This is a genomic window from Chryseobacterium pennae (assembly GCF_003385515.1).
GTDB classification, from domain to species: domain Bacteria; phylum Bacteroidota; class Bacteroidia; order Flavobacteriales; family Weeksellaceae; genus Chryseobacterium; species Chryseobacterium pennae.
This window is the reverse complement of the sequence record NZ_QNVT01000004.1, coordinates 66710-78604: the sequence shown is the minus strand read 5'-3', so window position 1 is coordinate 78604 and position 11895 is coordinate 66710. Positions and strand designations below refer to the sequence as shown.

Here is an 11895-nt window from a genome sequence, read left to right as displayed (position 1 = left end):
AAAAGTAAAAAAGTAAAAATGGCAGAAATTCTTGACGGACTTAAAGTATCCAAGGAAATCAAAGCAGAGATCAAAGTTGAAGTGGAAAAAATCCTTGCAAGCAAAAGAAGAGCACCTCATTTGGTAGCAATTCTTGTGGGAAACAACGGAGCAAGCAAGGCTTATGTAAATGCTAAAGTAAAAGACTGTGAAGAAGTAGGGTTCCAATCCAGCTTAATCAAATTCCCAAGCACTGTTTCGGAATCTGAATTATTGGAGACTATTGACGAACTGAATAAATCTAAAGCAGTAGACGGGTTTATCGTTCAGCTACCTCTACCTGATCAGGTTGATCAGGAGAAAATTATCAACGCTATTGATCCAAGAAAAGATGTGGATGGGTTTCACCCTGAAAACTTCGGGAAAATGGCTCTTGAAATGGACACCTTCTTACCGGCAACACCTTTTGGGATCTTAACATTACTGGAAAGATACAATATCGAAACTAAAGGAAAAGACTGTGTTATCATTGGAAGAAGTAAAATTGTAGGAAGACCAATGAGCATCTTAATGGGAAGAAAAGATTTCCCTGGAAACTCAACTGTTACTCTTACCCACTCATACACAAAAGATATTGAAGAATATACTAAAAAGGCAGACATCGTTATTACAGCCTTGGGAGATCCTCATTTCTTAAAAGGAGAAATGATTAAGGAGGGTGCGGTAATCGTTGACGTGGGTATCACGAGAGTAGACGATGATTCTCCAAAAGGATACTACCTTGCCGGTGATGTGGATTTTGACAGCTGTGCAGCAAAAGCAAGCTGGATTACTCCGGTACCTGGAGGAGTAGGCCCAATGACAAGAGCAATGTTGATGAAAAACACCATCATTGCCTATAAAACTTCGGTCTATAACGACTAATTTTAAAATGAATAAAGAACAAGATATTTTATTAAAAGAAGGTAAAATGCTCCCTGTAATGGAGCATTTTTACACTTTACAGGGAGAAGGAGCACACACAGGAAAAGCCGCTTACTTTATCAGGCTGGGAGGCTGCGATGTAGGATGCCACTGGTGTGATGTAAAGGAAAGCTGGGATCCCAAGCTTCATCCGTTAATGGATGCCGTAGAAATTGCCGAAACTGCAGCTAAACACTGTAAAACCATAGTTCTTACAGGAGGAGAACCTTTGACATGGAACCTGGAAATCCTGACGTCAAAATTAAAGGAACTTGGATGTACCATTCATATCGAAACTTCAGGAGCTTATCCTATGAGCGGACAACTGGACTGGATTACCCTTTCTCCAAAGAAAACAGGATTACCGAAAGAAGAGATCTATCAAAAAGCACACGAGCTTAAAGTGATCGTTTTCAACCATCATGACTTTACATTTGCACAGGAGCAGGCTGCAAAAGTTTCTGAAAACTGTAAGCTCTATCTTCAGAGTGAATGGAGCAAGAGAGATGATATCTATCCAAAGATTACAGATTTTATTCTGGAACATCCGGAGTGGCAGGCATCAGTTCAGACCCATAAATATCTTAATATACCTTAAAAAATACGTACATTAGCTGACCGTAGCTGTTATAATACCGATAGATGCAGAGAATTCGATACTCCAGATACCTGAAATCGATCATTATTTTGCTTGACCTTATGGTTATTGCAGCTATCTTCATATTCTTTTTTATAAGCAGAAACGAAGGCCTGAAATATCATAGGGAAACCTGGTATCAGAACGCTTTTTCACTGATTTTGCTGTTTCTGTTCTGGGTACTTCTCAGCGGTAGAACAAAAATATATAATATCCCGAGGAACCTTACCTATACCCTGTTTCTGGAACGGCTTCTGATCCATTTTATATCGTTCATACTTGGTGTTCTGCTTCTTGGGAAAGTCAGTAAAAATGTATTTTTCAATTCAGACATTTACTGGCTGTCATTTTATCTGTTGATATTTATCTTTCTGGCAAAATCACTCATTTATTTTGCGATTAAGTACTTCCGTTCACTGGGGATCAACTATAGGAATATCATGTTCTTAGGAGATAATGATTCTACTGAGATTCTTAAAAACATATTTAAGGACCGTAAAGATTACGGATACAGAATATTTGAATATGAAAATTCAGCGAATACCACTGATAACCTGGTTGATTTCTGGAAAAAAAACGGGATTCACACACTGTTTTTCTCTACTGAAAATTCCTACAATGAAGGTACAGAAACTGAAATTTTTAAGCTGGCAGAGGAAAACAAGGTTCATATTTCCCTCATTCCGAGTATTACCCAGAATGATTTTTTCCTGTACGATCTCGCTTATATCCAGACACAGCCTGTTTTAAATCAGGCAAGATACCCGTTAGATTATTATTCCAATTTCCTGATGAAGAGAACATTTGATATCTTCTTTTCCATCTTTGTATTGGCTTTCATCTGCTCATGGTTATTTCCGATCATCGCAATTTTAATCAGAGCCAGTTCCAAAGGGCCTGTTTTTTTCTTTCAGAAAAGATATGGGTTCCATGAGGAGGTATTCAGCTGTATAAAATTCAGGACCATGGTGGTAAATGATGAGTCTACCACAAGCACTACCCGGGAAAATGATACAAGAATTACCAAAGTGGGTAAATTTTTAAGAAAAACCAGCCTTGACGAGCTTCCACAGTTTATGAATGTACTGAAAGGAGAAATGTCTATAGTAGGTCCACGGCCTCATATGCTGGCTGTTGACAATTATTACAAACCCAAAATCGGAAGATACAGTTTAAGAAGCGTGGTAAACCCAGGAATTACGGGTCTTGCACAGGTAAGCGGATTGCGTGGGGATTCCGGAGATGTAGAAGTAGAAATGAAAAAAAGAGTTCTTGCAGATGCATTTTATGTAAAGAACTGGAGTTTTGTTCTGGATCTGGTTATTATATTAAAAACCATTTTGCTGGTTATTGGCGGGGATAAAAATGCAAAATAAAGCTATGCTAAGGTTAGGATAATTTTAACATTATCGGGGCATCAGTCTTCATTTCAACCTTAGCCTAATTCAATAAAAAAGTCTAATTTAGCAGTATGTTAAAAAAGTTTTTCACAGCAGTAGGGGAATATATTATCCTTCTAGGAAAATCCCTGCAAAAACCCCAGAAAATGAGGGTTTTTTGGAAACTGCTCATGAGGGAAATTAATGATTTGGGAGTAAATTCTTTCGGACTTGTGGTCTTCACATCAATCTTTGTGGGGGCTGTAGTAGCTATTCAGATGTTCAATAACTTTGATGCATCGTCATTTCCCATTCCTCCTTCATTTGTAGGATATGCAACAAAAGCAGTCCTTGTTTTGGAATTTGCACCTACCATCATCAGTTTAATTTTAGCAGGTAAAGTAGGATCATATATTGCCTCCAGTATTGGAACAATGAGGGTTTCTGAGCAGATTGATGCCTTAGATATCATGGGGGTTAACTCACCCAACTTTTTGATATTTCCAAAAATTATCGCCTGTATGATTTTTAATCCTCTTCTTATTGCTATCAGTATTGTATTTGGTATTGGCGGAGGTTATATTGCAGGGATTTTAACAGGAAACTGGACAGAAAACGACTATATTATCGGAATCCAGATGTATATGCCTAATCTGTTTATCTATTATGCATTTTCCAAAACCATAGTTTTTGCATTCATCATTGCAACAGTACCTTCTTATTTCGGATATTTTGTGAAAGGAGGATCTTTGGAAGTAGGTAGAGCAAGTACACAAGCTGTAGTATGGACAATGGTATTCATTATCATTTCCGAATTAATTTTAACCCAATTAATATTAAGCTGATGATTGAGGTAAAAGATCTTAAGAAAAGTTTTGGAGATGTTGAAGTACTTAAGGGAATTTCAACATCATTTGATAAAGGAAAAGTAAATCTTATCATCGGACAGAGTGGCTCGGGAAAAACCGTTTTTCTTAAAAGTTTACTGAATGTCTATATGCCATCATCCGGAGAAATTTTATTTGATGGCCGGAATGTCAATACGATGAACCGTGATGAAAAGCAACATCTTCGTTCAGAAATCGGAACGGTATTCCAGGGAGGTGCTTTATTTGACTCTTTAACAGTAGAGGAGAATATTATGTTTCCACTGGATATGTTTACCAACCTTACTTTTAGAGAAAAGAAGAAAAGAGTTTTTGAAGTAATAGGAAGAGTGCATCTTGATAAGGCAGGAAGAAAATATCCTTCTGAAATTTCCGGAGGAATGCAGAAAAGGGTTGCCATTGCAAGAGCAATTGTGAACAATCCAAAATATTTATTCTGTGATGAACCCAACTCAGGGCTTGATCCGTATACTTCAAAGGTCATCGATGATCTCCTTTACGAGATTACCAAGGAATACAACACGACAACGATTATCAATACCCACGATATGAACTCTGTAATGACGATTGGCGAGAAAATTGTATACCTGAGATTAGGAATCAAAGAATGGGAAGGAAATAAGGACATCCTGATTACAGCAGGCAATAAAAATCTGATTGACTTCGTTTACTCTTCAGAACTGTTTAAAGAGCTGAGAGAATATTTACTTGAGAATAATAAAACAATTGAGAATACAAAATTAGACGATAATGAAAAAGGTACTTAGTATAGCGTTAATAGGGTTTTCAATGTGGGCTTCTGCACAGATCTCACTGGCAGGTAAGGCCAATATCATATTTCCTACAGGCTCACCTTCATGGTCCAATATCAAAGGAACAGTGAATGATGCCATTGAAGGAACAGGAAAAAACAATGTAGGTTTCAACGTGGGACTTTCATTAAAGGTGGGATTACCTACGTCATTATTCTTAATGCCTGAGGTATATTACACTCATTTTAAGAATGAATTTACGACGGAGAATACTACTTTCGATGTTAAAAGCAACCGTATTGATGTTCCGGTTCTTTTAGGATATAACGTTTTAGGGAATATGCTGGGTGTTTTTGTAGGTCCGGTTGGAAGCTTTAACCTAAGCAAAGACAATACCTATAACGATTTTAAAGAAAATGCTAAAAATAACTTTACAGTAGGCTACCAGTTCGGAGCACAGCTTGAAATTAAAAAGCTTATTGTAAATGCAAAATATGAAGGTGCTTTCAGTAAAGATGAAAGAAACTTTATCAACAAAGTTTCCGGTTCGGAGATCAGATATGATAACAGACCTAACTTGTTTATGGTTGGTTTGGGATATAAATTTTAATCAACAATCGAAAATAACAACTTTTAAATCCTCAAATTTTAGATTTGAGGATTTTTATTTTGATTTTCAAGCTCGGCCTGGCGTTTTGCAATATCAGCAGCCTGTTTTTCAAGCTCTTCTTTCTCTTTCTGTAGCTGCTTAAATTCTTTTTTCTTCTGTTCAGCCTTTATAGCGCTTCCTTTGCTCAGATATCCTACCATTCCGCCAATGATAAGCCCTATCCCTACCCCAGCCATCACTCCCATAATATGAGAAATCTTGATCTGCTCTACAGCAAAATCAGTAGTAAGATAAAAAAGTAAAGCTGAAACGGCTAATAGGATAAGTCCGGTAATTGATAAACTCTTCATAATATTGTGTTTAAGTAATTATGTTATAAAAATTATACCAAATTTACTAAAATTTAATAAGTCTTTATACAGGAATACTATTTAAATAGTCTTTCCCCATGATCAATACAGCTATAATTATTCCAAATCGGGTGAAAAGAAAAATATTACCCAATAAAAAACGGACTCATTTTAAAAATCAGTCCGCCTTTTTTTATAATAAACTAACAGGTTATATTTTTCCTCCTGCAGCCTTATAGTATTCCAAAGCTTTCGGCAGATCTTTGTTGATATCTGAAATTCTGGTTTCAGGGTTAGGGTGAGTAGATAAAAACTCCGGCTGTCTTGCTCCTGAAGAAGCTGCCTCCATTCTGTTCCAGAAAGGAATCGCTGCTCTTGGATCATATCCTGCCATAGACATCAGGTAAAGTCCCATTTCATCCGCTTCTGATTCCTGCCCTCTACCATACTTTAATAATGCTACCTGTGAGCCGATTGGATATGCTTTCTGGAAAACACTTGCCCATTGAGCATTGGAAATGGCACCTCCAAGAATAGCACCTCCATATTGAGCCATCATTGCCTGAGATATTCTTTCATTTCCATGACCTGCTAATGCATGGGAAACCTCATGTCCCATTACTACTGCAAGTCCGTTATCATCTTTGGTTACCGGTAAAATCCCTGTATAAACAGCTACTTTACCACCCGGCATACACCATGCATTTAATTCACTACTCTGCAGAAGATTAAATTCCCAATTGTAACTGGAAAGATCTGCTGATCTTCCTATACTTTGATAATACCTTTCTGCTGCGTTTTTAATTCTGTTTCCTACATTTACCACTCTCTTTGCATCTGCTGTTCCGGTAATTACCTTACCTTTAGACAATGTCGTCTTATATTCCTGAGCAGACATTGTTAAAATTTCTGAATTATTGGCCAGCTGTAAAGATGATCTTCCTGTAATTGGATTTGTAGTACAGGCAGCGACCGACAGAGCGAATGCTCCAATTCCTAATAGATGTGTAACTTTCATAGTTTGAGTGTTAATAATTCAACCTTAACAATTTTTATTCCAAAATAGTAAAGAAGGGATATATTTGCATACATTTTGCTGTTTAAATTTAATAATTATTTCAATCATGAAAAAGTATATTTCCCTTCTGATGATCTTTGGCTTTCTCTTCAGCTTTCAGAGCTGTGCCTCACAGGGTTCATCAGATCCAGCAGTAGTGAATGCCTTAGTGGATTCCCAGGAATTTACCTTCTATGCACAGAGGGCCAATCCTACAAATTATGATGTCATCAACGTTATGAATTCTATGCCCAATTCTACAGCATCCAGAATTTTGAATCTAAACGGAGATTATACTATTGTGGTAAATAAAAATAGTGTAGATGTAGAGCTGCCATATTTTGGAAGAGTATTCAATCCGAGTTATGGAAATACGGATAAGAACGGCTATACATTTACTTCAAAAGATTTTATCATCAATAAATCACAGAACAAAAAAGGAAACTGGACTCTAAAGATCAAACCAAAGGACGTAAATACAGTAGATGAGATCAATATTGAGATCTTTAAAAACGGTAAGGCTTTCGTTTCAATGAGAAGTAATGACCGACAACCGATCACCTACGACGGATATGTCTCTAAAAGTGAAGTAAAGCAGGAAAAAGAAAAACTTTAAATTCTCTTTTCACCCGATAAAAATTTTTCAACAAATAATTTTGCTTCAGTACTTGGATTGGAAACCATCTCTGAAGCATTTTTTTTGTGCGTCTGATAGGCTTCCTCTACCTCATTGCTCTTTTTCATAAGAGATAAAATATACTCCTGAACCCAATATTCAAAGCGCTTTTCTGCCTGTTGGGTGCGGATTTCTTCAAAACGTCCGGCTTTCTTTTTCAAATCTATAAATTCCGAGATCTTATCATAAATATCCTGCAGTCCTTCATTATGTAAAGCAGAACCTAATAATACCGGGATTTTCCATCCTTTTTCTTTTGGTGGAATAAAATCCAGGGCTCTTTTCAGCTCAAGTCTTGTATTTTTAGCCTTCTGAAGATTATCTTGATCTACTTTATTAATGAAAATAACATCTACCATTTCCATGATTCCTCGTTTTATCCCCTGAAGCTCATCTCCGCCACCAATAATCTTAAGAAATAAGAAAACATCGGTAATATCTGCTACCAAAACCTCTGATTGCCCTACTCCAACTGTTTCTATAAGGATATAGTCATACCCTGCTGCTTCACAGATCATCATTGTTTCAAAAGTGGTATTGGCTACCCCACCTAAAAATCCGGAACTTGGGGATGGCCGTATGAATGCGTTTTCTTCTTTTGCCAATTCTTCCATCCTGGTTTTATCCCCCAGAATGCTTCCTTTATTGATAGAAGAACTTGGATCAATAGCAAGTACAGCTACTTTTTTACCCTGAGCAATGGCTAACCTGCCGAAACTTTCGATAAAAGTAGATTTTCCTGCACCAGGTACGCCGGTAACTCCTACTCTGACGGAGTTTCCTGTAAAGGGCATAATTCTTTTCAGAAGGTCTTCTGCCTGTACTCTATGTTCAGCTTTTTTACTTTCAACTAAAGTAATAGCCTTTGCAATCAGACGTTTGTTTCCCGACTGTATTCCCTCAATAAGTTCTTCTGTAGAAAATTTCATTGATTCAAAATTAATAATTAAAAAGTGAATGGTCAATAGTTTTGTCAAAGGCAAAATAAAAGACTGACAACTGAGGGTTTAAGATTACATTATTCGCAATATCTCGATTTTTATTTCTTCTAAATTAAAACTACAACACACTGTATCAAAGGGTTTAGGAATTTATTACATTTGTTATATATCAAAATAAGAAACATGAAAAAACTTATTGCTGCGGCATCATTCACTGCTATCCTATTAGTTTCCTGTACTCCTAAAGCTTCTACTTCTGCGGCTACTGCAGGAACCTCAACGTCTACTGCTGAAGAGATTGCTCAGGGAAAAACAATTTTTGAAAACTCCTGTGGAAAGTGCCATAAGCTACCTGATCCCACGTCACACAATTCTGTACAATGGGTAGGTATTATGAATGCAATGGCTCCGAAAGCAAAGCTGACAGATGACCAGCACAAATGGGTTTACGATTATATTGTTTCTGTGAAAAAGTAATTCACCAACAAAATAATATAGGTATGAAAAAATTAATCTTAAGTGGCATCGCAGCATCAGCATTTCTGGTATCCTGCGGACCTAAAAGTACGGCTGTAACAGGGCCAAAGTATACCTCATCCGAACAGTTGGCACAAGGAAAAACAGTTTTTGAAAATTCCTGTGCAAAATGCCATAAACTGCCGGAACCTACCAAGCATGACAACCAGGGCTGGATCAATACCTTAAGCAGAATGGCTCCGAAAGCAAAGCTGACGGATGATCAACATCAAATGGTCTATGATTATCTGATCTCTGTAAATAAAAAATAAGCTTTCTGTTGAAAGCTTATTTTTTTATATAATATCATATTCTTATCAGACGTTAAAACGATGGAATCAGCTTTTACCTAACCATACGGAATCTCTCTCCAAAGGGAAAGCCAATATCCGAAATGTAGAAGTATTTCCATGGTTACTGAAACGGGTAATTATATTTTCCAATTCGGAAACTTTTTTAGCTACCAGATGAACAATAAGGCAAAAATCGCCTGTAGATTTCATCACCTTTAGAATACCGTTTATATTCTCAATCTCTTTTAAAAATGGGGGAATATCACAATATGGAATATCGATTCCTATAATAACATTTTCATTAAATCCAAGCTGCTCATAGTCCAGATTTACAGTAAATGATTTTATTACCTGAGCTTCTTCCATTTTTCTAATTCTTTCAGCTACTGCTGGTGCAGTAAGTCCTATTATGCGTCCAATATCGGTATTGGACAGACGGGAATTTTTCTGCAATTCATTCAAAATAGCATAATGTAATGAGTCTAATAGCATAATTATTTAGAAATGAAAGTTTTTTGATTAAAATCTTTAGTTACAAAAGTAATTTGTTTTCAACAAATATAGAGATTTGTAACACAAAAAAACATATGATGAAATCGAATATCAATATACTTTTGGCTTTTTTAGCCGTCATGAGTCTTGCTACTGGCGGAATTTTTGTGAAGCTGAGCAGTCTGTCTCCTATCAACACTGCTTTGTACAGAATTCTGTTTTCCTTAATCTTTTTATTTCCTTTTGTATATAAAAAAATACAAGCTATTGACAGAAAATCCTGGATCATTATTTTGTTCAGTGGAGTGTTTCTTGCTATAGACCTTATTCTTTGGAACACCTCCTTTCAGCTCACCTCTGTAGCGAATGCCAACCTTTTTGTAAATTTGGTCCCTTTCACTACAGTTCCTTTATCTTATTTTCTCTTTAAAGAAAAGCCTGGGAAAAATTTTCTGATAGGTCTGAGTATATCTGTTATAGGGATCGTTGTGTTGATGTGGGGAAAATTTAGCCTTTCCAGTAGTAGCGGTTATAAAGGAGATCTGCTCGCTTTTCTGGCATCAGTTTTTTACGGATTGTTCTTATTAAGTGTTTACAAGGTAAGATTAAAAGTGGATGCGGCTTCCATTATGTTTATCAGCGGGCTTGGGTCAATTCCTATATTGTTCCTTACAGCAGGTGTATCTGAAGGAATTATGTATCCTCAGACCTTTAGAGAAGTAGGAATACTGCTTGGTCTTGCTTTATGTTCTCAAATATTAGGACAAGGATTACTAAGCTATTGTCTGGGAAAAATTAGTATTCTGCTTTCTTCTGTTATTATCCTGAGCCAGCCTGTCTTCGCTGCAATTTATGCATACTTCCTGTTTTCAGAAACATTAACTATTAAAGAAATATTGGGAATCATCATAATATTAGCTGGAGTATACCGAGCCAAACAAATACCCACCAAGCCTGTAGCTTCCTATGAATAACTGCATTTATTTTTAAAAAACACAATTTCATATATTCAAAACCATTAAAAAGAGAGACCTTCAAAGATCTCTCTTTTTTAAGTTACCTTAACTTTTTTAGTTTTTAAATATTTTTTACAATTATTTAACAATAAGCTTCTCGACCTGAGTTTTATCTCCCTGTTGGAGATGCACTATAGATCTTATTAGGCATGATTACTCCGTTTTTTTCCTTGACCTTGTTTTAGGCATTTTGTTCTGAACCAATTTCTCTCTATCCTCCAATATGTCAAGTGAACTTCTGCAAAAGCAGAATTTTTTCGCCTCTTTAAGTTGTTCTATAGCTTGTTTATATTCTCCTTTTCTTTCCAGTAAGAGAGATTTACCATTCAGAATTTCAGCTTTATCTATTCCTTTCATTTTGTAAGCAAATTCAATTAGTTTTTCTGCTTCTTCATAGTCTTCATTACTTAGGAGGCATTCAATATAATATTTAGGAGTGTTTACATTTCCAATATTGCTTTGCATGGCTTCTTCAAAATATCTTTTTCCTGTTTCATAGTCTTTCAAAACCTCTGAATATACTCTTCCCATCAGGCAGAGGCTGTCCGCATCTTCAGGTTCATAAGAAAGAGCATAGTTCAGGGCATCCAGACACTCGGCCATATTGTATGGAAAGTAGTCCAGGGCTTCAAAATAGTATTTATTTTTAGTTAAGGTCATTGCTGTAATTTTTTAATTTGTGTTTAAGGCTATTCCTTTGTTTTTTATAAGATTTATCCTGATAATTACTCTTAAAATCTGTTCCGGAAAATGTACGGACCGGATTTCCGCGTTCTACCTGAAGATGCTGATTCCAGGTTTCCTTCATTCTATTTTCCAATTGATCCCTATAACTTTCCATTACTTTTTCTTTTAATCTGATAATGGATAGCTTTTTATTATTCAACTGTGACCGTGTATCTTGTACAAATACGGATTCATTGGTTGGAATGTGGGTGGCACGGACAGCTGTACTCACCTTATTAACGTTCTGTCCTCCGCTCCCCTGGCTTCTGGTGGTCTGAAATCTGATATCCTTTTCATTGAAATTAACTGTTTCCAGATTTTCTATTTCGAAGATCCCGATAAACCATTTACTCCTCTTATGCAGCTTTCTGAATGTACTTTTCCCTTCCCAACATATGCTTCCAAGCCATATTTTCAAAAATTCTTTGATGTTCTTTCCTTTTAAAAGTACAGTTGCAGATTTTACAGTCATATTTACATCTCCGTTCTCGCGATGAATAATTTCGTAGTCTATATTATTTTCTTTTACTTCTTCTAAGAAGGTCTTTAATACTTTAGATACGACCCATTGGCATTCTAAAGGACCTCTTCCGGAAGTGATCTGTATTAATTTTTCCATTG

At 36.3% G+C, this 11895-nt stretch carries 16 protein-coding genes; 10 read left to right on the top strand and 6 right to left on the bottom strand.

The genetic code is table 11. The annotated features are described in order from the left end of the window. Positions 1 to 18: 18 nt before the first annotated feature. The 6 genes from DRF65_RS06110 to DRF65_RS06085 all read left to right on the top strand — a co-directional run bounded on the left by DRF65_RS06110 (position 19) and on the right by DRF65_RS06085 (position 5207). The gene (locus DRF65_RS06110; protein ID WP_115969780.1) at positions 19 to 903 is read left to right on the top strand and encodes a bifunctional 5,10-methylenetetrahydrofolate dehydrogenase/5,10-methenyltetrahydrofolate cyclohydrolase; all 885 of its coding nucleotides are present in this window, start codon (positions 19 to 21) and stop codon (positions 901 to 903) included. 7 nt (positions 904 to 910) lie between these two features. Beyond that, positions 911 to 1540, top strand: coding sequence for a 7-carboxy-7-deazaguanine synthase QueE (locus DRF65_RS06105; protein ID WP_115969778.1), 630 nt, complete (start codon positions 911 to 913; stop codon positions 1538 to 1540). A gap of 44 nt (positions 1541 to 1584) precedes the next feature. Continuing rightward, a complete protein-coding gene (locus DRF65_RS06100; RefSeq protein ID WP_115969777.1) occupies positions 1585 to 2955 on the top strand; it encodes an exopolysaccharide biosynthesis polyprenyl glycosylphosphotransferase in 1371 nt (456 codons plus the stop codon). Positions 2956 to 3050: 95 nt separating this feature from the next. Next, entirely contained in the window at positions 3051 to 3803 is a 753-nt protein-coding gene (locus DRF65_RS06095; protein WP_115969775.1) for an MlaE family ABC transporter permease, read from the top strand. Continuing rightward, positions 3803 to 4612 (top strand): ABC transporter ATP-binding protein, encoded by an 810-nt coding sequence (locus tag DRF65_RS06090; RefSeq protein WP_115969773.1) that lies wholly within the window; start codon positions 3803 to 3805, stop codon positions 4610 to 4612. The genes DRF65_RS06095 and DRF65_RS06090 overlap by 1 nt, the downstream gene beginning before the upstream one ends. Beyond that, a complete protein-coding gene (locus DRF65_RS06085) occupies positions 4596 to 5207 on the top strand; it encodes an outer membrane beta-barrel protein (RefSeq protein WP_115969771.1) in 612 nt (203 codons plus the stop codon). The genes DRF65_RS06090 and DRF65_RS06085 overlap by 17 nt, the downstream gene beginning before the upstream one ends. Before the next feature lie 38 nt (positions 5208 to 5245). Here DRF65_RS06085 and DRF65_RS06080 read toward each other — a convergent pair whose 3' ends face one another. Further along, positions 5246 to 5557, bottom strand: a complete 312-nt coding sequence (locus DRF65_RS06080) for a hypothetical protein (RefSeq protein WP_115969769.1) — start codon at positions 5555 to 5557, stop codon at positions 5246 to 5248. 211 nt (positions 5558 to 5768) lie between these two features. Further along, positions 5769 to 6575: a M48 family metallopeptidase gene (locus DRF65_RS06075; protein ID WP_115969767.1), complete on the bottom strand. Its 807-nt coding sequence runs from the start codon at positions 6573 to 6575 to the stop codon at positions 5769 to 5771. Between the two features lie 106 nt (positions 6576 to 6681). On the opposite strand from DRF65_RS06075, the gene DRF65_RS06070 reads away from it, so the two are divergent. Beyond that, positions 6682 to 7230 (top strand): DUF4251 domain-containing protein, encoded by a 549-nt coding sequence (locus tag DRF65_RS06070; protein ID WP_115969765.1) that lies wholly within the window; start codon positions 6682 to 6684, stop codon positions 7228 to 7230. Here DRF65_RS06070 and meaB read toward each other — a convergent pair. Next, positions 7227 to 8219 (bottom strand): methylmalonyl Co-A mutase-associated GTPase MeaB, encoded by a 993-nt coding sequence (gene meaB, locus DRF65_RS06065; protein ID WP_115969763.1) that lies wholly within the window; start codon positions 8217 to 8219, stop codon positions 7227 to 7229. The two genes, DRF65_RS06070 and meaB, sit on opposite strands and share 4 nt — an antisense overlap. A 195-nt stretch (positions 8220 to 8414) precedes the next feature. Here meaB and DRF65_RS06060 point away from each other — a divergent pair, with 195 nt between their 5' ends. Then, a complete protein-coding gene (locus tag DRF65_RS06060) occupies positions 8415 to 8708 on the top strand; it encodes a c-type cytochrome (RefSeq protein ID WP_115969761.1) in 294 nt (97 codons plus the stop codon). A gap of 23 nt (positions 8709 to 8731) precedes the next feature. Continuing rightward, positions 8732 to 9019, top strand: coding sequence for a c-type cytochrome (locus tag DRF65_RS06055; protein WP_115969759.1), 288 nt, complete (start codon positions 8732 to 8734; stop codon positions 9017 to 9019). A 66-nt stretch (positions 9020 to 9085) separates the two neighbouring features. Here DRF65_RS06055 and DRF65_RS06050 read toward each other — a convergent pair whose 3' ends face one another. Further along, a complete protein-coding gene (locus tag DRF65_RS06050; RefSeq protein ID WP_115969757.1) occupies positions 9086 to 9532 on the bottom strand; it encodes an Lrp/AsnC family transcriptional regulator in 447 nt (148 codons plus the stop codon). A gap of 95 nt (positions 9533 to 9627) precedes the next feature. On the opposite strand from DRF65_RS06050, the gene DRF65_RS06045 reads away from it, so the two are divergent. Then, the gene (locus tag DRF65_RS06045; RefSeq protein WP_115969755.1) at positions 9628 to 10506 is read left to right on the top strand and encodes a DMT family transporter; all 879 of its coding nucleotides are present in this window, start codon (positions 9628 to 9630) and stop codon (positions 10504 to 10506) included. 195 nt (positions 10507 to 10701) lie between these two features. Here the strand turns inward: DRF65_RS06045 and DRF65_RS06040 are convergent, their stop codons facing one another. Together DRF65_RS06040 and prfH are read right to left on the bottom strand one after the other, a co-directional pair. Continuing rightward, positions 10702 to 11208: a tetratricopeptide repeat protein gene (locus DRF65_RS06040; protein ID WP_115969753.1), complete on the bottom strand. Its 507-nt coding sequence runs from the start codon at positions 11206 to 11208 to the stop codon at positions 10702 to 10704. Continuing rightward, complete coding sequence (gene prfH, locus DRF65_RS06035) at positions 11195 to 11893, bottom strand: peptide chain release factor H (protein WP_115969751.1); 699 nt, start codon at positions 11891 to 11893, stop codon at positions 11195 to 11197. Before prfH ends, DRF65_RS06040 begins: the two co-directional genes overlap by 14 nt. Between the last annotated feature and the right edge of the window lie 2 nt (positions 11894 to 11895).